This window comes from Streptomyces sp. NPDC032198 (assembly GCF_040636975.1).
Lineage (GTDB): Bacteria > Actinomycetota > Actinomycetes > Streptomycetales > Streptomycetaceae > Streptomyces.
This window is the reverse complement of sequence record NZ_JBEZVL010000006.1, coordinates 494,544-515,345: the sequence shown is the minus strand read 5'-3', so window position 1 is coordinate 515,345 and position 20,802 is coordinate 494,544. Positions and strand designations below refer to the sequence as shown.

The window sequence follows — 20,802 nt, the reverse complement described above, 5'->3', positions numbered from 1 at the left end:
ATGAGCGACACTTCCCCCTACGGCTTCGAGCTTGTGCGGCGTGGGTACGACCGCGCTCAGGTGGACGAACGTATCTCCAAGCTCGTCTCCGACCGTGACAGCGCTCTTGCTCGTATCACTGCTCTGGAAAAGCGCATTGAGGAACTGCACCTCGAGACGCAGAACGCGCAGGCGCAGGTAGCCGACGCCGAACCGTCGTACGCGGGCCTCGGTGCCCGTGTCGAGAAGATCCTCCGCCTCGCCGAGGAGGAGGCGAAGGACCTGCGCGAGGAGGCCCGTCGCGCAGCCGAGCAGCACCGCGAGCTCGCCGAGTCGGCGGCCCAGCAGGTGCGCAACGACGCCGAGTCGTTCGCGGCCGAGCGCAAGGCCAAGGCGGAGGACGAGGGCGTCCGGATCGTCGAGAAGGCCAAGGGCGAGGCGGGCACGCTGCGCAGCGAGGCCCAGAAGGACGCCCAGCAGAAGCGCGAGGAGGCGGACGCCCTCTTCGAGGAGACCCGCGCCAAGGCCGCCCAGGCCGCGGCCGACTTCGAGACGAACCTCGCCAAGCGCCGGGAGCAGTCGGAGCGTGACCTGGCCTCGCGTCAGGCCAAGGCCGAGAAGCGTCTCGCGGAGATCGAGCACCGTGCGGAGCAGCTGCGCCTCGAGGCGGAGAAGCTGCGTACGGACGCCGAGCGTCGCGCGCGTCAGACCGTCGAGACCGCTCAGCGGCAGGCCGAGGACATCGTCGCGGACGCGAACGCCAAGGCCGACCGGATCCGTTCGGAGTCCGAGCGGGAGCTCGCCGCTCTGACGAACCGTCGCGACAGCATCAACGCGCAGCTCACCAACGTGCGCGAGATGCTGGCCACCCTTACGGGTGCGGCCGTCGCCGCCGCGGGTACGCCCGCCGACGACGAGCCCGTCTCCCGTGGGGTTCCGGCGCAGCAGACCCGCTGACGTTCGGGACGCTTTCAGAGCCCTCTGCCCAAGTGGCAGGGGGCTCTGTCCCGTTTTAGCGTGGCCGCATGATCGAGCTCGAGGGGCTGACCAAGCGGTACGGCGAGAAGCTGGCCGTCAACGACCTCACCTTCACCGTGCATCCGGGCATCGTCACCGGCTTCCTCGGGCCGAACGGTGCCGGCAAGTCCACGACGATGCGGATGATGCTCGGGCTCGACAACCCCACGGCGGGCGCCGCGCGGATCGACGGCAAGCGGTACGCCCAGCTGAAGGAACCGCTCAAGTACATCGGCGCCCTGCTCGACGCCAAGGCCATGCACGGCGGGCGCAGCGCCTTCAACCATCTCCTCTGCCTCGCGCAGAGCAACGGCATCCCGCGCGCCCGCGTCCACGAGGTCCTCGACACCGTGGGCCTGACGCAGGTCGCCAAGAAGAAGGCCAAGGGCTTCTCGCTCGGCATGGGCCAGCGGCTCGGCATCGCTGGGGCGCTGCTCGGCGACCCCGAGATCCTGATGTTCGACGAGCCGGTCAACGGACTCGACCCCGAGGGCATCCACTGGATCCGCAACCTGATGAAGTCCCTCGCCGCACAGGGCCGTACGGTCTTCGTCTCCTCCCACCTGATGAGCGAGATGGCGCTGACCGCCGACCACCTCGTCGTCATCGGGCAGGGGCGGCTCCTCGCGGACACCTCCATGGCGGACTTCATCCAGCAGAACTCACGCTCGTACGTCCGGCTGCGCTCCCCGCAGCGCGAGCGGCTCCTCGACGTGCTGCATCAGGAGGGCGTCACCGCCGTCGAGGCGGGCAACGGCACCCTGGAGGTGGATGGGACCGATGCCGCGGACCTCGGTGAGCTCGCCGCCCGCCATCAGCTCGTGCTCCATGAACTGAGCCCCCAGCGGGCCTCGCTCGAAGAGGCCTTCATGCAGCTCACCGCGGAGTCGGTGGAGTATCACGCGCACGCCGACCACACGGGCCCCGGCGCCGCACCGCCACCCCCCGCGCGGGCCGCGGGCTGGGGCGAGAGCTGGCAGCAGCCGAAGAAGGGGTCCTGAACGATGGCCGCGGCACAAGTACTGAAGTCGGAGTGGACCAAGATCCGGTCGGTCTCGTCGACCGTGTGGACGCTGGGTCTCGCGCTGGTCGTCACGGTCGGGCTCGGCCTGTTGATCAGCATTCTGGCGAAGAACGACTACGACAGCCTCAACGCCCAGGACCGCCGGGTCTTCGACCCGACCTTCACCAGCTTCGCCGGCATGAGCCTCGGCCAGCTCGCGATGATCGTCTTCGGTGTGCTCGTCGTCTCGAACGAGTACAGCACCGGCATGATCCGCACCTCGCTCTCCGCGGTCCCGCAGCGCGCCACCTTCATGGCGAGCAAGGTCGCGGTCGCCACCGTGCTCTGTCTGGTGGTGGGCCTGGTCACGAGCTTCATCGCGTTCTTCGTGGGACAGGCGGTGCTCGGCGAGCACAAGGCCATGATCGGCGACCCGGGAGTGCTGCGTGCGGTGATCGGCGGCGGGCTGTACATGACGCTCATCGCGATGTTCTCGATGGGTGTCGCGACGATGCTGCGCAGTCCGATGCTGTCGCTCGGCATCCTGATGCCGTTCTTCTTCCTCATCTCCAGCATCCTGGGCAACGTCTCCGCGACGAAGAAGATCGGCCGCTTCCTCCCCGACCAGGCGGGGAACAGGATCATGCAGGTGAAGACACCATTGGACGACGACGTCCCGTACGGTCCCTGGGGCGGGCTCGCGATCATGGTGGTGTGGGTCGCGGTGGCCCTGATCGGCGGCTACGCGCTGCTGAAGAAACGGGACGCCTAGTCCCGCTCGGGGGGGGGATGCCATGGCCGTGGATCTGAGTCTGGCCGCGCTCGGGCTCGATGTCGTGCCCGCCCTGCGGCCGCTGGCCTACCCGGGGCGGCCGGTCCGGCAGCCGTCCCTCCTGGCCGGCGGTGAGCTGCTCCCCCTCGGTGTACGTCCGCTCCCGCTCGGTCAGTGGCTCGTGGCCGGGCAGCCGCTCGACGAGGCGCTTGCCGAGCGGGGCGCGGCCCCCGTCAGCGGCAGGCACCCCGTCATCGCCGTCGGGTCGAACGCCTCGCCCGCGCAAGTCGCGTACAAACTCCTGAGAAGCTCCCTCCCCGCCACGGTGCCGATGGTCCCGGTCCGGGTGCGCGGCATCGCCGTGGGCTGCTCGGCGCACATCGGGCGGGCCGGTTATGTGGCGGCGGCGCCCTACCTCGACCCGGCGGCCGAGACCTCCCTCGTGGTGAGCTGGCTCGACGAGGACCAGTTCAGGGCGGTCGACGAGACGGAGTTCCCCAACTACCGGCGCTCGCTCGTCCCGGGCGACGGCTTCGGGCTCACCCTGCCGTCCGGGGAGAGGCTCGGCAGTGCCTCGCTCTACGTCAGCTCGTACGGGGTCCTCATCGATCCGGAGTCCGGCCTGCCGCGCCCCGGCGGCGGTGACCAGGCGGCGCTCCTCGCCTCGCTCATCGGGGGTTCGGCGGCGCTGCGCGGGCTGCTCGGGCCCGGCCCCGCGGACTGGGTGCGCAAGGCCGCCGCCGACCGTGGGCTGCGTGAACTCGGCACCCGTGCCTTCGCCGACGCGGGCTGGGCGCTGCCGCAGCCGGGCTTCCCCTGACCGAGAGTTTTACCCGCTCTTGGCTGGAACCGTCAGCTCCCCGATATCCTCCTAACCCTTACGGGGGCGTGTGCCCCGACGTCCTGAACCATTCGATGGGTGCGGAGAATGATCGAGGCAGTCGGCCTGACGAAGCGCTACGGCGCCAAGACAGCCGTGTACAACCTTTCCTTTCAGGTGCGACCCGGCACGGTAACCGGCTTCCTGGGCCCGAACGGCTCCGGCAAGTCGACGACCATGCGCATGATCCTCGGGCTCGACCAACCCACCACGGGCCAGGTGACGATCGGCGGCTACCCGTACCGCAAGCTCCCCAACGCCCCCCGCCAGGTCGGCGCGCTGCTCGACGCCAAGGCGGTGCACGGCGGCCGGCACGCCCGCAACCACCTCCTGTGCCTCGCGCAGCTCTCCGGCATCCCGGCCCGCCGGGTCGACGAGGTGCTCGGCGTCGTGGGCCTCCAGGACGTGGCGAAGAAGCGCTCCAAGGGCTTCTCGCTCGGCATGGGCCAGCGCCTGGGCATCGCCGCGGCGCTGCTCGGCGACCCGCAGGTGCTGCTCTTCGACGAGCCGGTCAACGGCCTCGACCCCGAGGGCATCCTCTGGGTGAGGAACCTGATGAAGTCCCTCGCCGCCGAGGGCCGCACGGTCTTCGTCTCCTCGCACCTGATGAGCGAGATGGCGCTGACCGCCGAGCACCTGATCGTGATCGGCCGGGGGCAGATGCTCGCGGACATGAGCGTCAAGGACTTCATCTCGCACAACTCCGCCGACTTCGCCCGGGTGCGGGTGCCGGACGGCGAGGCCCAGCAGCGCGAGAAGCTGTCGGCCGCGCTGAGCGAGGCGGGCGGCCAGGTCATGCCCGAGCAGGACGGCGCACTGCGCGTGACCGGGCTCCCGCTCCCCCGCATCAGCGACCTCGCGCACGGCGCGGACGTCCGCGTGTGGGAGCTCTCCCCGCACCAGGCCTCGCTGGAAGAGGCGTACATGCGGATGACGCAGGGCGCCGTCGACTACCGCTCCACGGTCGACCAGCGCGCGGGACTACAGCAGCAGCTGCCGCCCGGTGCGATGCCGCAGCCGCCGATGCCGGTGCCCGGCCAGGGCCAGCCCGGGTGGTACGCACCGCCGCCGCCCCAGCAGGGCGGCCAGCCGTTCGCGATGCCGCAGGGCGCGCCCCAGGGCACTCCCAACCCGTACGCGGCCGCCGTCCCGCAGGCGCCCGCCGCTGCTCCTGCCCCCGCCCCTGCCCCTGCCCCTGCCCCCGACATGACCAAGCGCGACAGCGAGGACCCGCGATGACCACGCCTCCGACTCCGCAGCCGCAGGCGCAGCCCCAGCAGGCACCCCAGCAGGCATACGCACAGACCGGTGCTCCCGTGCCGCAGGGCGCCCCGATGCAGGGCGCCCCGATGGCGCCCCCGCCGGCCGCCCCCGCGCCGCCCTCCGCCTGGCAGCAGGCGATGAACAACGCCTACACCTCGCCGATCCCGGTCAAGAAGACCCACCTCGGCAACGCCCTCGCCTCCGAGTGGACGAAGATCAAGTCGGTCCGCTCGACCATGTGGACCCTGGGCGTCTTCTTCCTCCTGGTCGTCGGCATCGGCCTGCTCGTGGGCGTGAACACGCAGGACCGGGACTACGCGGACGTGCCGTTCACGATCCCGGCGTTCTTCGGTCTCGTGCTCGGCCAGATCTGCCTGATCACGCTCGGCGTCCTGGTGACGTCGTCCGAGTACGGCACGGGCATGATCCGTACGACGTTCACGGCGTCGCCGCAGCGCTACCGCGTGCTCGCCGCCAAGATCCTGATCTTCTTCGTGATCGCCTTCGTCGTCTCGGCGGGCTCCATCCTGCTGGTGGGCCTGATGACGTCGGGGATGCACAGCGGCCCCGAGGCCGGCGACGTCGACTGGGCGGGCACGGTCCTCAAGGGCGGGCTCTACGTCTCGCTCCTGGGCGTCCTCGCGCTCGTCGCAGGATCGATGCTGCGCCACTCGGCGGGGGCGATCACCGCGATGCTCGGCGTGGTCCTGGTGCCCGCGATCCTGCCCGTGTTCCTGATGATCTCCGAGGGCACGCGCCCGCTGGGCGAGAAGATGATGGACTACAACGCCATCAACTCGCTCGCCAAGATCTTCGAGATGGATGGCGAGGGCGGCGGCACCTCGCAGCTCATGCTGCTCGTCGGCGTGACCGCGGCCGCGATCGTCGGCGCCTTCGCCCTCCTGGAGAAGCGCGACGTGTAGCCCTCAGTACCTCGGCGCGTTACGGGACCGCTGCACCCGCGTGGTGCGGCGGTCCTTCGCGTTCCAGCAGGCCTTGTGCCAGTGCCTGCGCTCGTCCACACCCGAGTGCTCGGGCCAGGCCACCACGTGCGCGACCCCGGAGGGGATCTCCTGGTCGCAGCCGGGGCAGCGGTAGCTCTTGCCCGCCACGCCGGCCCCCGCCACGTGGCGCAGGCTCCACTGCTCGCCCTGCCAGGACTCGGTGGACTGGAAGCCGCCGTAGCGGCCCGTCGGGTCCCCGTCCGTGCGCGGGCTGTCTTCTCCGGCGCCCTTCGGGCGGTTGCGACGCGGGGACACGGGACACCTCACGGGATGTACGGGGGCGGGGTACGTCCAGCCTACGCGGCGCGGACCCGGGTAGGCGTCCGTCACCAACCCCCACAGATCCCCCCTGCATTTCGCAGAAAATCCGTCAATCTTCATGCCAAGCCGTGCCTTTGGCACGTGTCATGCGTTGTTGCCCGTAGGGGGAGTGCCTGCGTCGGCGCCAAGGAGGCAGGAGTGCGATGCGTGTAGGTAGTTTTGTTCTGGCCGCCCAGTTCCCCGGACAGGGGCAGGGGGAGGCGCTGCACCGTGCGGTGCGGTCCGCCGAGGTGGCCGAGGAGGCGGGCCTGGACTCGGTCTGGCTCGCCGAGCACCACTTCGTGCCGTACGGCACGTGTCCGTCCGCCGTGACCCTCGCCGCGCTCCTTCTCGGGCGTACGCGGCGCATCGGGGTCGGCACCGCCGTCAGCGTCCTGCCGACCGTCCACCCCGTGGCCCTGGGCGAGCAGGCGGCGCTGCTGCACCTGACGTCCGGCGGGCGCTTCTCGCTGGGCGTGGGGCGCGGCGGGCCGTGGGTGGACCTGGAGGTCTTCGGGACCGGCCTGGACGCGTACGAGAAGGGCTTCCCGGACTCGCTCGACCTGCTGCTGCGGTGGCTGAGCGAGCCGCGCGTCGCGAGCGAGGCGGGGCGTTTCCCCTTCCGTGAGGTGGCCGTGGTGCCACGGCCGCAGGAGGCGCTGACCGGCTCGCGCGAGGACGCCGGGGAGGCGTCCGGCGGCCCCGAGGTGATCGTCGCCTGCACCTCGCCGTCCAGCGTGCGGCTCGCGGCGGAACGCGGTCTGCCGATGCTGCTCGGCATGCACGTCGGTGACGAGGAGAAGGCCGAAATGGTGGCGTTGTGGCAGCGACACGCGCGCGCCGCGGGGCGCACGCCGGAGGAGGTCCACCGCGCCGCGCACGTCTCGGCCGGGGTCGCGCAGATCGCGGACCGGCGCCTGGACGCGGCGGAGACGCTGCAGAAGGCGATGCCGGGGTGGCTCAAGCAGGGGCTCGACGCGCACGTCACGGTCGACGGCCGCGCCCGGGCCGTGCGGGACCCGCTCGCGTACACGGAGCTGCTGTGCGGACTGCATCCGGTGGGCACCCCGCAGCTGTGCGCCGACCGGATCGCGGCAACCTCGGAGCGCACGGGGATCACACGCTTCGCGCTGCTGGTCGAGGGCTCGGGCGATCTGGCGACGACGGAGGAGAACGTCCGAAGGCTGGGTGCCGAAGTGCTGCCCCAGCTCGGGTGAGCGTGAGGGCGGGGGAGCTGCCGCTCCGGTACTAGAACACCTCCCGCGTACGGAGCGGCAGCAAAAGGCTTCAGCAGTCCCGCAGTTCGGGCGACTGGTTGAGCAGCTGACCCCGGATCGATGTGAACCGGGCGAGCCTGTCGTCCACGGACGCGTCCAGCGGGAAAACCGCCACACGGTGGCAGTTCTGGAATGCGAGCCGCACTCCGAAGTGGCGCTGCAGAGCGCCGCGAATCGCGTCACTCGCCAGCGCCCGCAGGAGCTGGCCGCGCGCCTGCTCGGTGGGTGGCGGCGTCTGGTTGTCGGCGAACTCTCCGCCGTCAACCTTCAGCTGGGCCACCAGGGAGCTGATCATCTCCCATGCGTAAGGCAGGGAGGTCCGGACGCAGTCGACGAATTCCGCTTCATCGACCTCGCCTCGCTCGGCCTGTTCCAACAGCGCCGGTGAGACGTCGAGCGACATGGGTTCTCCTCTCGCGCCCCCGGGGAGCGGGGGCTTCCGGACAGGGCGGGAGTCCGCACACGCAGCGTGCACGCACGGCGACCTCCTGCTTATACGTTAAGCACCGGACCCGCGCTGCACCAGGAGATTGGGAACATAACCGGCCAGGATCGAACAGGACCATCGATGGAGGAATCGCGCGGACCACCCGGGGTCGAGTAGCGTTGCGCACCATGCGTCTCGTCATTGCCCGTTGCTCCGTGGATTACGCGGGCCGGCTCACCGCCCATCTCCCGTCGGCCCCCCGCCTGATCCTCGTGAAGGCGGACGGCAGTGTCTCGATCCACGCGGACGACCGGGCCTACAAACCCCTCAACTGGATGTCCCCGCCCTGCACCTTGAAGGAGGGGACGGGGGACGACGCGGGCGTCTGGACCGTCGTGAACAAGGCGGGCGAGAAACTCATCATCACGATGGAAGAGATCCTGCACGACTCCTCGCACGAGCTGGGCGTCGATCCCGGCCTCATCAAGGACGGCGTGGAAGCGCACCTCCAGGAGCTGCTCGCCGACCGGATCGAGACGCTCGGTGAGGGCTACTCGCTGATCCGCCGTGAGTACATGACGGCGATCGGCCCGGTGGACATCCTCTGCCGTGACGCCGACGGGCAGACCGTCGCGGTGGAGATCAAGCGGCGCGGCGAGATCGACGGCGTCGAGCAACTCACCCGCTACCTGGAGCTGTTGAACCGCGACCCGCACCTGGCCCCCGTCAAGGGCATCTTCGCCGCCCAGGAGATCAAGCCGCAGGCCCGCGTGCTCGCCACGGACCGCGGCATCGGCTGCGCCGTCCTGGACTACAACGCGATGCGCGGCATCGAGGACGACAAGCTGCGGCTGTTCTAGAAGTTCTCCGTACAGCTTCCCCCTACGCGAGAGGGCCGGGTCCACCAGGACCCGGCCCTCTCTTTCGTACCTGCGTCAGTCCGTCACATGCCTCAGATCGTCGACTCCGAGCCCGACGCGCTGTCGCTCGTCGCCGGGCTGCTCGCGGGGCCGCTGGCCGAATTCGAGGTGACCGGGGACGACGGCGGGTCCGGCGTCGGATCCGTGGTCGGCGGCGGGGTCGTCGGCGGCTTCGTCGTGGGCGGCTTGGTGGTCGGGGGCTTCGTGGTCGGGGGCTTGGTCGTCGGAGGCTTCGTCGTGGGCGGCTTCGTGGTGGGCTTGTCCGTCGGCTTCGTCGTCGGCTTGCCCGAGGTGTCGTCGGACGGCTTGCCGCTGTCGCTCGGCTTGTCCGACGGTCCGCCGCTCTCACCGGTCCCGCCGTCGTCCGCGGTGCCGGGAATGTTGTCCGCGCCGTCGTCGTCCGGGCGGCTCGTCGAGTCCTTCGCGGGCTTGTCGGCGGTCAGGCCGTCGTCGCCCTGGTCCTCGGTCGCCGACTGCTCCGTCTTGACCTTGTCGGGCGGGTTGTCGTTCTTGTCCGACGTGGCCCCGAGGGTCACCACGGTGCCGAGCACGGCCGCGAGCAGGGCGCCCGCGCCCGCCGCGACGAGGTTGCGCCGGGTGCCGTTGACGATGGAGCGGCGGGTCGGTGCCGGGCCGACGCCCACCGCAGGCGCCGCCTTGCGGGTGACCAGGGTCTCGGGCTCCGGGGGCGGTGTGGGCAGCGCGAACGCCGCCGGTACGCCGCCCGGGGGCGACGCCGACTCCTCGTGGCGCGCGTCGGGCATCTCCTCGCCGGCGGCTGCGGTGCTTCCGCCGGGCATCACGCCGCCCGAGCGGTCGGCGACCAGGGCGAGAGCCCTGCGCCCCGCGATCATGCCCCGCTTGTCGGCGAGCGCGCCACGCAGGCCGATGGAGGCCTCCAGCTCGACGCGGGCCCGGTCGAGCTGTCCGCCGCAGAGCGCGAGGACGCCGAGCTCATGGTGGAAGTACGCCTCTTCGGCGACCTCTCCCGCGGTCCGTGCCGCCTCCTGGCCCGACCGCAGGGCACGCTCCCAGGCGCCCCAGTCGAGCCCTCCCGCGAAGGCGGGCGCGACGGTGCGGGCGAGCAGCACGGCGGCGCTCTCCTCGCTGCCCATGGACCCGCCGCCGGCCGGTGCCCCCGAAGCGGACTGTCCCGCGACCAGGACGCCCAGCGCCGCGAGCACGGCGTCCGCCTCGGCCACGACCCGCTCCGGGCCGACCGAGGGGTGCCCCGCCCACCAGGCGTAGTGCCGGGCGGCGCTCTGGGCGTGCTCCGCGGTGTCGTCCCCGTACCCGGACGCCACTAGCTGGGTACGCACCCCGGCGGCGAGCCGGTAGTGCGAGCCGACGGCCGTGACGAGCGCGGTGGAGACCAGCTCGGCGAGGGCCGCGTCCGCGTGGGTGTCCCCCACGAGGGCGGGCAGATGGGCCTGGTGCGGCAGTTCCCCGCCGAGTGCGACGGCGAACCGCAGCGTGGTGCGTGCCGACGGGCTCAGCCGTGAGGCGAGCAGCGCCGCGGGCGCCGCGCCGTCGGCGAGCGAGGGCAGCGGGACGTCGTGCCCCTCGGCGTCGAAGGGCGCGTCGACCGGTCCCTCGGCGAAGTAGCCGTACTCGTCGAAGGCGTTCGGGTCGGCGCGCAGCTGGTCGCGCTGGCGCAGCAGGGCGCCCGCCTGGACGAAGCGCAGGGGCAGCCCCTCCGACTCGAACCAGAGGTCGCCCGCCCAGCCCGCCTCGTCGTCCGTCAGGACGCGGCCGACGGCGCGCTCCAGGAGTTCGAGGCCGCCGCTGCGGCCGAGGCCGCCGAGGAAGACCTCTTCGAGGTGCGAGTCGGGGGACGGCGCCGCGACCTCGGGGGTCGCGGAGATCAGGAAGGCGCACTCGGGTGTGGCGTCGAGCAGCTCTTCCAGGGCGGCCGCGCCGAACTCCAGGTCGTCCAGGACGACGACCGCGCCGATGTCGTGGACCAGTTCGAGCAGCAGTGCGCGGTCGGGGCGGTGCAGCGGGGCGTTGTAGACCGCGGCGAAGAGATCCTGGAGCAGGTCGCCGGGCGACTTGTGATAGCCGGAGAGCCGGATGACGCCGTCCGGGGCGAGGTCCGCGCAGTCCTCGGCGACGGCGTTCAGGAGCGAGGTGCGCCCCGAGCCCGCGGGACCCGTGAGCCGCACCGAGCGCCCGCGTGCGAGCAGGCGCACGAGCCGCTCGCGCTCCTCCTGCCGCTCCAGGAGCGGCATCCGGGGCAGTGCGGGACCCGGCGGCACGGGCGGCGCCGATGAGCGGCGCAGCTCGGCACGCTCGGCGGCGGTGCGCTTGACGGGCCGTGCGGGACGTTCGCCGGGCGGGCAGGGCTCGATCTCGCTGCCGTCGACGGGGTTCACGGTGAGCAGGAAGTCGCCCGAGACGAGCTGGACGGTGCGGGCGAGCGTGGGCGCGGGCTGACCGAAGTCCGGTGTCAGGGGATCGCGCGGTGGCCGCACGGGACGCGCCGAATCGTCGTCGTTGATGCCGTCATGGCCGTACTCTTCCGGTCCCCGGTTCATCGGGTCCATGGTCAAAGCCCCCCAGATGCGTCGTGTACACAGCCCCCTCCGGCCTTGTGCACACTGCGCTGTCGCTTCTGGTCCGGTGCCCCCGCTCGGGCGTCTGTCTTCGTCATGACGGTGGGCGACCGAACCCTAGACCTTCGCTCAGTATCTCCGAACGGGCGGGGTACCGCTCCGTCCGAGACGTCACAGTCTCGTGAGGATTGCGCGCGAAATGCGTTTCACACCCGCGGAAGCGATTCCACCCCGATGCCGCCCTCGATGGCGAGGATGCGGTGGAGCCGGGTGGCCACCAGCAGGCGCTGCATCTGGGGCGGCACACTGCGCAGCACGAGACGGCGTCCGCACCGTCCCGCGCGCCGGTGCGCGCCCATGATGACGCCGAGTCCCGTGGCGTCCCACGAGTCGAGTTCGGAGAGGTCGAGCACCAGGTCACCGGCTCCGTCGTCGACGGCCGAGTGCAGGACCGTTCGGGCGTCCGCCGCGCTGCGTACGTCGAGGCGTCCCCCGACGACCAGCTGGGCCTGGTCGCCCCTGATGTGCATATGCGCTCCCCGAGAGTGCTGAGTTTCCTGTGACGTCTGTTCCGTATGGCGTCTGCGTATGTCACTGCAACTGACTGCCGCATGGGCAAGGAAGTTGCCGTCTGTAAGCGAACCGATACCGAATTCACTCCGAGGGGTGACCCCGCACGGGTGGAAGCAGACTTCAGTGCTTGTAGAAGCCCTGCCCGCTCTTGCGGCCGATGTCACCGGCGTCAACCATCCGGCGCATCAGCTCGGGCGCGGCGAACTTCTCGTCCTGGGACTCCGTGTAGATGTTGTCCGTGGCGTGCAGCAGGATGTCGACGCCCGTCAGGTCGGCGGTCGCGAGCGGTCCCATGGCGTGCCCGAAGCCGAGCTTGCAGGCGATGTCGATGTCCTCGGCGGTGGCGACGCCCGACTCGTGGAGCTTGGCGGCCTCGACGACGAGCGCCGAGATCAGACGGGTCGTCACGAACCCGGCGACGTCGCGGTTCACGACGATGCAGGTCTTGCCGACGGACTCGGCGAACTCACGCGTGCGGGCGAGGGTTTCGTCGCTGGTCTTGTAGCCGCGCACCAGTTCGCACAGCTGCATCATCGGCACGGGCGAGAAGAAGTGCGCGCCCACGACCCGCTCCGGACGCTCCGTCACGGCCGCGATCTTCGTGATCGGGATGGCCGAGGTGTTGGAGGCGAGCACCGCGTCCTCGCGCACGATCTTGTCGAGCGTACGGAAGATCTCGTGCTTGACCTCGAGCTTCTCGAAGACGGCCTCGACGACGATGTCCGCGTCGGCGACGGCGTCCATGTCGGTGCTCGTCGTGATGCGCCCGAGCGCCGCCTCCGCGTCCTCGGCGGCGAGCTTGCCCTTGCTCACGAACTTGTCGTACGACGCCTTGATCCCGTCGGTGCCACGGGTCAGGGCCTCATCGGTGACGTCGCGCAGGACGACGTCCCAGCCCGCCTGGGCGGAGACCTGAGCGATGCCGGACCCCATGAGTCCGGCTCCGATGACGGCGAGCTTCCGTGCCACTGTTACGACTCCCCTACCGCTTATCACGCCTGGCTTACACGCTGTTTACGTAAGCCCTTCCGGCGGACATTAGCGGTCGTGAGCACGACTGTGGCCGTGAAGAGATGCGCGTCACGCCCACCCGTCACCCGACCACCGCCCCTCAACGAGGCCCTTCGGGCCAAAGCGCCCATTTTCAATGACGGACATCACACTGGTACGGGTCATTCGGCGCCGCGCACCGCGTAGTTGAGGACCTTTTCGCCGAGCAGGTCCTCCATCTCGTCCAGCAACGCGAGGGCATCCCGGGACACTTCGGCGGGCTTGCGGCACTTGACCATCTCGTCGCCGATCCACGCCATGAGCGTGCTGTGGACCCAGGAGAGCTGACCCGCGATCAGACCGGGCATGGGGTCTCCGTCGGCGGCCCCCGTCTCGTCGGCGAGGGTCTTCGTGAGGTGGTCGAGCGCCTCCTGCTGGATCTCCCAGAGCCGGGAGCGCAGGGCGTGCGCGTCGGTGATGACCTTCATGAAGTCGGCCCAGCCGGTGAAGAGACCGATGGAGGGCGAGACGCCCTCCACGTCCGCGCGCAGCTGGCGCAGGACCGCGGCGGCGGCGGACTCCCCCACGCGCCGTCCGCGCACGTAACCGGAGAGCCGGTCGACGACGGCCTCGCCCCGGTCGAGGAAGAGGTCCTCCTTGGCCGGGAAGTAGTTGTAGACGGTGTTCACGGAGACGTCGGCGGCCTCCGCGACGTCCGCGACGGTCACCGTGACGAAGCCGTGCTCCAGGAAGAGCCCGGTCGCGATGTCCGAGATCCGCTGCTTCGTCTGCCGCTTCTTGCGCTCCCTGAGCCCTTCAGCCATGCCCTCACCCTACGGCCACTGGCTAGGGCGACTGAAAACTTGGCCCCATGTAAAACTTGCCCACATGAAAAACTTGGGGCGGTTGCAAAATTTAAGAGGCTCTGTTTTTGTGGTCGCCATGGCAATCATCAGCACGGCCGGCCTCACCCGGACCTTCCGGACCAAGCGCGCCACCGTCGAAGCCGTGCGCGGCATCGACCTCACCGTCGCCCCCGGCGAGATCCTGGGCTTCCTCGGACCGAACGGCGCGGGCAAGACGACGACGCTGCGCATGCTCACCACCCTCCTGCCGCCCACCGGCGGCGCCGCCACCGTCGCGGGCATCGACCTGGCCCGCGACCCGGCCGCCGTACGGCGCAGGATCGGGTACGTGGCCCAGTCCGGCGGTGTCGACCTCACCATCTCCGTACGCGAGGAGCTGGTCACCCAGGGGCGGCTCTACCGTCTGACCAAGCCCCAGGCCACCGCCCGCGCCGAGGAGTTGGCCACCGATCTGGGCCTCACCGAGTTCCTGGACCGCAAGTGCGCGAGCCTCTCCGGCGGCCAGCGGCGGCGCCTCGACATCGCCATGGGCCTGATGCACCGGCCCGAGGTGCTCTTCCTCGACGAGCCGACCACGGGGCTCGACCCGGGCAGCAGGGCCGACCTGTGGGCGCTCGTGCGGCGGCTGCGCGACGACCACGGCACCACCGTCGTCCTGACCACCCACTACCTCGACGAGGCCGACGCGCTCTGCGACCGCCTCGTCGTCATCGACAAGGGCGTCGTGGTCGCGGAGGGCACCCCGAGCGCGCTCAAGCTCCGGTACGGCGGCTCCATCGACGCCTCGCTCCAGGACACGTTCCTGGCCGTCACCGGACGCGACCTCACCCCCAAGGACACGGCGCCCGTCGCCGTCTGAAGCGTCTGAACCCCCAGGACCTCAATCCTCAGGACCTCGACCCCCAGGACCTCGACCCCCAGGACCTCAACCCCCAGGACCCGACATGTCTGCGTTCCTCTCCGACACCGCGCTGATCTTCGGGCGGTACGCCCGCCAGACCCTGCGCTCCAAGTTCCAGATCCTCTTCGGCGTCCTGATGCCGCTGCTCTACCTGCTCTTCTTCGGCCCGCTCCTGACCGACCTGCCGCTCGGCTCGCGCGGTGACTCCTGGCAGGTGCTCGTACCGGGCCTGCTGCTCCAACTCGGCCTCTTCGGCGCCTCGTACAGCGGATTCGCGATCATCATCGAGAAGCAGTTCGGCGTGGTGGAGCGGATGCGGGTGACGCCGGTCAGCCGGCTCGCGCTCCTTCTCGGACGGGTCCTGCGCGACGCCGCGCTCTTCGTCTTCCAGGCCGTGCTGCTGGTCCTCGCGGCCGTGGTGATGGGGCTGCGGGCACCGCTCGCGGGCATCCTCATCGGCTTCGCGTTCGTGGGGGTCCTCACCGTCGTCCTCGCGTCCCTCTCGTACGCGCTCGCGCTGCTCGTCTCCAAGCCGCACGAGTTCGGGCCCGTCATCAACGCGGTCAGCATGCCCTCGATGCTGCTCTCCGGTCTGATGCTGCCGATGGCGCTCGCGCCGGGCTGGCTGGACGTGCTCTCGCACTTCATGCCGTTCCGCTATCTCGTGGACGCGGTGCGGGCCGCCTACGTGGGCGAGTACGCGAGCACGGCGATGCTGTACGGCGTCCTGATGGCCGCCGCGCTCACCCTCGGGTCCGTGACGGTCGGCACACGTGTCTTCCGGAAGGCGGGCGCGTAACTAGGCTGACCTCATGGTCAATCTGACGCGCATCTACACCAGGACCGGCGACAAGGGCACGACGGCCCTCGGCGACATGAGCCGCACTGCCAAGACCGATCCGCGGATCTCGGCGTACGCCGACACGAACGAGGCCAACGCCGCGATCGGCACCGCGATCGCGCTCGGTCAGCTCGACGAAGAGGTCGTGAAGGTCCTGTTCCGGGTCCAGAACGACCTCTTCGACGTGGGCGCCGACCTGTCCACACCGGTCGTGGAGGACCCCAAGTACCCGCCGCTGCGCGTCGAGCAGTCGTACATCGACAAGCTGGAGAAGGACTGCGACCGCTTCCTCGACGAACTGGAGAAGCTGCGCAGCTTCATCCTGCCGGGCGGCACGCCCGGTGCGGCGCTGCTGCACCAGGCGTGCACGGTCGTGCGGCGGGCCGAGCGGTCCACCTGGGCGGCGTTCGAGGCGCACGGCGAGGTCATGAACCCGCTGACGGCCACCTACCTCAACCGCCTCTCCGACCTGCTGTTCATCCTGGCCCGTACGGCGAACAAGGCGGTCGGCGACGTGCTGTGGGTGCCGGGCGGCGAGCGCTAGAGCTTGCTCAGGAAGCTCGGCTTCTCCTCGTCGTCCCGCACGGCCGGCGCCTTCTTCGGGAAGACCGTGTAGGTCGCCGCGATGATCACGTTGATGCCGATCAGCCACAGCATCCTCTGCTGCCACATCCGCAGGGAGTCGGCGTCCCCGTCGCCCCCGACGTACCAGACCGCTCCCTGCAGCAGCGCCATGGCGATCAGCGCCGCAAGGACCCAGCGGGCGGCGATCTTCCACTCGTGGACGGCGCGGGGCGTGCCGTACTTGGGGGTCGAGGGCGGCGGGCCGCCCGCGAAGCGGTGGGCGACGCGGACGTCCACCCACTTGATCGTGTAGTGCCCGAGCGCGATGGAGTAGCCGATGTAGACGGCGGCGAGGCCGTGCTTCCAGTCCGGCTCCGCGCCGTTCTTCAGGTCGATCGCGGTGACGACGAAGAGGATGACCTCCAGGACCGGCTCGCACAGCAGCACGGCGACACTCGCGCGCGGCATCTTCGCCGCGTAGCGCAGGGCCAGGCCGCCGGCCAGCAGCACCCAGAATCCGACCTCGCAGATGATGATCAGTGTGACGATCACGGTTCGCTCCTCTCGGTCACCTCTCCAGGCTCCCGCCGGACCGGCCGCGGATCATCGTCGCCAGTGACGAAGTGGCACTGCATCCTTCGATGTAGCGCGCGGTTCCTCCCTCAGGATCAGGCACGGCCCCCGCGCGCCGTGTTGGATGGAGGCATGGCCCTGTCCCTCCCCCGCCCGCACCGCGTCGACGTGCAGATCTCCGTGGGCAGCACGCTCGCCGGGCTCGCGTTCTGGGGGCTCGGACTGCACATGCAGACCGACCGGCTGCTGGGCGCCACCTGGGCGCTGATCCCGCTCTTCGTCCTGGCGGGGCTGGAACTGCTGCGCAGGAGCAGGCCGCGGATCGCCCTGATCATCGGCACGTTCGCGCTGATCGCCGATCAGTTCACGGACGGCAATCTCGCGTCGGTCATGATGTTCACGGACATCATGTACGCGGCCGTGGTGTACGGCACCCCGGCCGCCGCCCGGCGGCTCCCGGTCACCACCGGCCTGATCACGGTGGCCGTGACGATCGGCTTCCTGGCCTGGTGGCGCGACCCGGAGGCGATCCTCATCGGCGTCGTCACCGGCCTGGTGTCCTTCGGCCCCGCGACCACCGGCGTCCTCGTGCGCACCCACCGCGAGGCCGCCGTCGCCGCACGGCTGCGGGCCGAACAGACCGCGCTGCTGGCCGAGATGGACCGCGTACAGGCCATCACGGCGGAACGCGCCCGGATGGCCCGCGAGCTGCACGACATGGTCGCGGGCCACCTCTCGGCGATCGCCATCCACTCCACGGCCGCGCTCTCCCTGGACGACCCGAAGACCACCCGCGACGCCCTCGCCGTCATCCGCGAGAACAGCGTCGAGGGCCTGGCCGAGATGCGCCGCCTCATCGGCATCCTGCGGGACTCCAGCGACGACCGGGAGCCGACGGCCTCACCCACCCTGGACGGCCTCGCCGCCCTCGTCGGCAACGCCCGCACCAATGGTCTGGACGTCACCCTCGTCGACACCCGCGCCCCGGACGACTCCAAGCTCCCCGCCCCGGTCGAACTCGCGGCGTACCGCATCATCCAGGAGTCCCTGACCAACGCCCTGAAGCACGCCTCCCCCGGCCCGGTGACGGTGACGCTCACCCAGCGGCGGCTCGCTCTCGAAGTCGGCGTGACCAGCCCTTACGGCTCCCCGTCCGGCCCCCGCGCACCGGGCTCGGGAGCCGGCCTCGTCGGCATGCGGGAGCGCGTCGAACTCCTGGGCGGCGCCTTCGAGTCGGGGCCCGAGAGCAGCGCTTCCCCCCGTGGCGGCGGCAGTGACGGGAAGGTCTGGGTCGTGCGCGCGACCCTGCCCGTCGACCCCTTGGACCTCGACCCCTCAGATGAAGGAGTGACCGAATGATCCGCGTGCTCGTCGCCGAGGACCAGTCCGCCGTACGGGCGGGGCTCGTCCTGATCCTGCGCAGCGCGCCGGACATCGAGGTGGTCGGTGAGGCCTCCGACGGCGAGGAGGCGGTGGCGCTCGCCCGTGAACTGCGGCCCGATCTGGTGCTCATGGACATCCAGATGCCGCGCCTGGACGGGGTCTCCGCGACCCGTCAGGTCGTCGCCGAGGGGCTCTCGGACGTGCTCGTCCTGACCACCTTCGACCTGGACGAGTACGTGTTCGGGGCGCTGCGCGCGGGCGCCTCCGGGTTCCTCCTGAAGAACACCGAGGCCAAGGACCTCCTGGAGGCGGTCCGTACGGTCGGCAGCGGCGAGGGCCTCATCGCCCCCGCCGTCACCCGGCGGCTGATCGCCGAGTTCGCGGCCCCCAGGACCACGCGGGCCGCCCGCCGTGCGAACGGACCCGATCCCGCCATCCTCGACGCCCTCACCCGCCGCGAGCGCGAGGTGCTCGCCTGCCTCGGCGAGGGACTCTCGAACGCGGAGATCGCGGACCGCCTCGACATGGCGGAGGCGACGGTGAAGACCCACGTCAGCCGCCTGCTCGGCAAGCTGGAGCTGCGCAGCAGGGTGCAAGCGGCCGTCCTCGCGCAGGAGTTGGGTGTATGAGCCCGGCCCCGGTGCGCCCGACCGACATAATCCGGCCAATGGTTCAGACCTCTTGACCGCTGGTCCAGACCTTTCTATTCTCACCGGCACTGCGGTGAGCACTCCCCCACGTGTTCCACGTGCTCACGGGCGGCGCAGGGATCCACCCCCTCTGACCCCCCGGATCTCACCCGAGGAGCACACCTTGCGCACCTTGCGCTTCAGACACCGAGCCGTGGCAGGCCTCACCACCCTGCTGCTCCCGCTCGCCACCCTGGTCGCACTCGGCGGTCCCGCCGAGGCCGCGCCGGAAGCCGCCCCCGCGGCCACCGCCACGTACGCCAAGACCCAGGACTGGGGCAGCGGCTTCGAAGGCAAGTGGACCGTCAAGAACACCGGAACCACCACCATCAGCTCCTGGGCCGTCGCATGGGACTTCCCCACCGGCACGAAGGTGTCCTCCGCCTGGGACGCCACCGTCACCAACTCCGGCAACCGCTGGACCGCCAAGAACCTCGGCTGGAACGGGACGCTCGCCCCCGGCGCCTCGGTCTCCTTCGGGTTCAACGGCGCCGGGCCAGGATCCCCCTCCAACTGCACGCTGAACGGCGCCAGTTGTGACGGCGGCAGCGTCCCCGGCGACAACCCGCCCTCGGCACCCGGCACCCCCACCGCGTCCGACATCACCAACACCTCGGTGAAGCTGGCCTGGAAGGCGGCCACCGACGACAAGGGCGTCAAGAACTACGACGTCCTGCGCGACGGCTCCAAGGTCGCCACGGTGACCGGCACCTCGTACGCCGACAGCGGCCTCACCGCGGGCACCGACTACTCGTACACCGTCCAGGCCCGCGACACCGCGGACCAGACGGGACCGGCCTCCGGCGCCGTCAAGGTGCACACCACGGGCGGCGGCGACCCGGGCCCCGGCCCCGGTGACAAGGTCAAGCTCGGCTACTTCGCCCAGTGGGGCGTCTACGGACGCAACTACCACGTGAAGAACATCGACACCTCGGCCTCCGCCTCCAAGATCACCCACATCAACTACGCCTTCGGCAACGTCCAGGGCGGCAAGTGCACCATCGGTGACGCCTACGCCGACTACGACAAGGCCTACACCGCCGACCAGTCCGTCGACGGCGTCGCCGACACCTGGGACCAGCCCCTGCGCGGCAACTTCAACCAGCTGCGCAAGCTCAAGGCCAAGCACCCCAACCTCAAGGTCCTCTGGTCCTTCGGCGGCTGGACCTGGTCCGGCGGCTTCACCGACGCGATGAAGAACCCGGCGGCCTTCGCCAAGTCCTGCCACGACCTCGTGGAGGACCCGCGCTGGGCCGACGTCTTCGACGGCATCGACCTGGACTGGGAGTACCCCAACGCCTGCGGCCTGACCTGCGACACCAGCGGCCCGGCCTCGATGAAGAACATGATGCAGGCCTTCCGCACCGAGTTCGGCAAGGACGCCCTGGTCACCGCGGCGATCACCGCCGACGGCTCCAGCGGCGGCAAGATCGACGCGGCCGACTACGGCGGCGCCTCGCAGTACGCCGACTGGTTCAACGTCATGACGTACGACTTCTTCGGCGCCTGGGCGGCCAAGGGCCCGACGGCCCCGCACTCCCCGCTCACCTCCTACCCCGGCATCCCGCAGGACGGCTTCAACACCGCCGACGCGATCACGAAGCTCAAGGCGAAGGGCGTCCCCGCCGCGAAGCTCCTGCTCGGCATCGGCTTCTACGGCCGCGGCTGGACGGGTGTCACCCAGAAGGAGCCGGGTGGCACGGCCACCGGCGCGGCGCCTGGCACGTACGAAGCGGGCATCGAGGACTACAAGGTCCTCAAGAACAGCTGCCCCTCGAACGGCACCATCGCCGGTACGGCCTACGCCCACTGCGGCACCAACTGGTGGTCGTACGACACCCCGGCGACGGTCAAGAGCAAGATGGCCTGGTCGAAGCAGCAGGGCCTGGGAGGCGCCTTCTTCTGGGAGTTCAGCGGCGACACCACCAACGGCGAGTTGGTGAGCGCCATCAATGACGGCCTGAAGTAGCCCGTCCCAGAACGAAGCCGGGGAGAACAGGAACGCCCCCTGTTCTCCCCGGCTTC

General features: G+C 70.5%; 21 protein-coding genes. 14 read left to right on the top strand and 7 right to left on the bottom strand.

Annotated features, from left to right (window positions below; genetic code table 11):
• The 6 genes from AB0E78_RS19115 (at position 1) to AB0E78_RS19090 (ending at position 5,837) form a co-directional block, all read left to right on the top strand.
• Complete coding sequence (locus AB0E78_RS19115; RefSeq protein WP_361833664.1) at positions 1–936, top strand: cellulose-binding protein; 936 nt, start codon at positions 1–3, stop codon at positions 934–936.
• A gap of 68 nt (positions 937–1,004) precedes the next feature.
• Positions 1,005–1,997 (top strand): ABC transporter ATP-binding protein, encoded by a 993-nt coding sequence (locus tag AB0E78_RS19110; protein WP_361833662.1) that lies wholly within the window; start codon positions 1,005–1,007, stop codon positions 1,995–1,997.
• 3 nt (positions 1,998–2,000) lie between these two features.
• Positions 2,001–2,771, top strand: coding sequence for an ABC transporter permease (locus AB0E78_RS19105; RefSeq protein WP_361833660.1), 771 nt, complete (start codon positions 2,001–2,003; stop codon positions 2,769–2,771).
• 22 nt (positions 2,772–2,793) lie between these two features.
• On the top strand, positions 2,794–3,591 hold the full coding sequence (locus tag AB0E78_RS19100; protein WP_361833658.1) for a hypothetical protein: 798 nt from the start codon (positions 2,794–2,796) through the stop codon (positions 3,589–3,591).
• A gap of 108 nt (positions 3,592–3,699) precedes the next feature.
• On the top strand, positions 3,700–4,890 hold the full coding sequence (locus tag AB0E78_RS19095) for an ABC transporter ATP-binding protein (protein WP_361833656.1): 1,191 nt from the start codon (positions 3,700–3,702) through the stop codon (positions 4,888–4,890).
• Positions 4,891–5,051: 161 nt separating this feature from the next.
• A complete protein-coding gene (locus AB0E78_RS19090; RefSeq protein ID WP_361833811.1) occupies positions 5,052–5,837 on the top strand; it encodes an ABC transporter permease in 786 nt (261 codons plus the stop codon).
• A 3-nt stretch (positions 5,838–5,840) separates the two neighbouring features.
• On the opposite strand, the gene AB0E78_RS19085 is transcribed toward AB0E78_RS19090, so the two are convergent.
• Positions 5,841–6,173: an ATP/GTP-binding protein gene (locus tag AB0E78_RS19085; RefSeq protein WP_361833654.1), complete on the bottom strand. Its 333-nt coding sequence runs from the start codon at positions 6,171–6,173 to the stop codon at positions 5,841–5,843.
• A 209-nt stretch (positions 6,174–6,382) separates the two neighbouring features.
• On the opposite strand from AB0E78_RS19085, the gene AB0E78_RS19080 reads away from it, so the two are divergent.
• Positions 6,383–7,435 (top strand): LLM class flavin-dependent oxidoreductase, encoded by a 1,053-nt coding sequence (locus tag AB0E78_RS19080; RefSeq protein WP_361833652.1) that lies wholly within the window; start codon positions 6,383–6,385, stop codon positions 7,433–7,435.
• 70 nt (positions 7,436–7,505) lie between these two features.
• Here the strand turns inward: AB0E78_RS19080 and AB0E78_RS19075 are convergent, their stop codons facing one another.
• Positions 7,506–7,898 carry an SCO5389 family protein gene (locus tag AB0E78_RS19075; protein ID WP_361833650.1) on the bottom strand — a complete coding sequence of 131 codons (393 nt, stop codon included), beginning with the start codon at positions 7,896–7,898 and terminating at the stop codon, positions 7,506–7,508.
• A gap of 212 nt (positions 7,899–8,110) precedes the next feature.
• Between AB0E78_RS19075 and nucS the strand changes: the two genes are divergently transcribed.
• Positions 8,111–8,782, top strand: coding sequence for an endonuclease NucS (gene nucS, locus AB0E78_RS19070; RefSeq protein WP_361833648.1), 672 nt, complete (start codon positions 8,111–8,113; stop codon positions 8,780–8,782).
• 92 nt (positions 8,783–8,874) lie between these two features.
• On the opposite strand, the gene AB0E78_RS19065 is transcribed toward nucS, so the two are convergent.
• From AB0E78_RS19065 to AB0E78_RS19050, 4 genes are all read right to left on the bottom strand, one after another.
• On the bottom strand, positions 8,875–11,388 hold the full coding sequence (locus tag AB0E78_RS19065) for an ATP-binding protein (RefSeq protein WP_361833646.1): 2,514 nt from the start codon (positions 11,386–11,388) through the stop codon (positions 8,875–8,877).
• A 215-nt stretch (positions 11,389–11,603) separates the two neighbouring features.
• A complete protein-coding gene (locus AB0E78_RS19060) occupies positions 11,604–11,927 on the bottom strand; it encodes an STAS domain-containing protein (RefSeq protein ID WP_160507247.1) in 324 nt (107 codons plus the stop codon).
• Positions 11,928–12,090: 163 nt separating this feature from the next.
• A complete protein-coding gene (locus AB0E78_RS19055) occupies positions 12,091–12,939 on the bottom strand; it encodes a 3-hydroxyacyl-CoA dehydrogenase family protein (protein ID WP_361833644.1) in 849 nt (282 codons plus the stop codon).
• Between the two features lie 203 nt (positions 12,940–13,142).
• Positions 13,143–13,784 (bottom strand): TetR/AcrR family transcriptional regulator, encoded by a 642-nt coding sequence (locus AB0E78_RS19050; RefSeq protein ID WP_361833643.1) that lies wholly within the window; start codon positions 13,782–13,784, stop codon positions 13,143–13,145.
• A 118-nt stretch (positions 13,785–13,902) separates the two neighbouring features.
• Here AB0E78_RS19050 and AB0E78_RS19045 point away from each other — a divergent pair, with 118 nt between their 5' ends.
• From AB0E78_RS19045 to AB0E78_RS19035, 3 genes are all read left to right on the top strand, one after another.
• The gene (locus AB0E78_RS19045; RefSeq protein WP_361833641.1) at positions 13,903–14,685 is read left to right on the top strand and encodes an ATP-binding cassette domain-containing protein; all 783 of its coding nucleotides are present in this window, start codon (positions 13,903–13,905) and stop codon (positions 14,683–14,685) included.
• An 85-nt stretch (positions 14,686–14,770) separates the two neighbouring features.
• The gene (locus AB0E78_RS19040; protein ID WP_361833639.1) at positions 14,771–15,526 is read left to right on the top strand and encodes an ABC transporter permease; all 756 of its coding nucleotides are present in this window, start codon (positions 14,771–14,773) and stop codon (positions 15,524–15,526) included.
• Positions 15,527–15,539: 13 nt separating this feature from the next.
• Positions 15,540–16,112 (top strand): cob(I)yrinic acid a,c-diamide adenosyltransferase, encoded by a 573-nt coding sequence (locus tag AB0E78_RS19035; RefSeq protein WP_361833637.1) that lies wholly within the window; start codon positions 15,540–15,542, stop codon positions 16,110–16,112.
• Here AB0E78_RS19035 and AB0E78_RS19030 read toward each other — a convergent pair.
• Entirely contained in the window at positions 16,109–16,684 is a 576-nt protein-coding gene (locus AB0E78_RS19030; protein ID WP_361833635.1) for a hypothetical protein, read from the bottom strand. The two genes, AB0E78_RS19035 and AB0E78_RS19030, sit on opposite strands and share 4 nt — an antisense overlap.
• Positions 16,685–16,837: 153 nt before the next feature.
• Between AB0E78_RS19030 and AB0E78_RS19025 the strand changes: the two genes are divergently transcribed.
• The 3 genes from AB0E78_RS19025 to AB0E78_RS19015 all read left to right on the top strand — a co-directional run bounded on the left by AB0E78_RS19025 (position 16,838) and on the right by AB0E78_RS19015 (position 20,746).
• Positions 16,838–18,064, top strand: coding sequence for a histidine kinase (locus AB0E78_RS19025; protein ID WP_361833633.1), 1,227 nt, complete (start codon positions 16,838–16,840; stop codon positions 18,062–18,064).
• Entirely contained in the window at positions 18,061–18,717 is a 657-nt protein-coding gene (locus AB0E78_RS19020) for a response regulator transcription factor (protein ID WP_361833631.1), read from the top strand. The genes AB0E78_RS19025 and AB0E78_RS19020 overlap by 4 nt, the downstream gene beginning before the upstream one ends.
• A 193-nt stretch (positions 18,718–18,910) precedes the next feature.
• Entirely contained in the window at positions 18,911–20,746 is a 1,836-nt protein-coding gene (locus AB0E78_RS19015; protein ID WP_361833809.1) for a glycoside hydrolase family 18 chitinase, read from the top strand.
• The last annotated feature ends 56 nt before the right edge of the window (positions 20,747–20,802 follow it).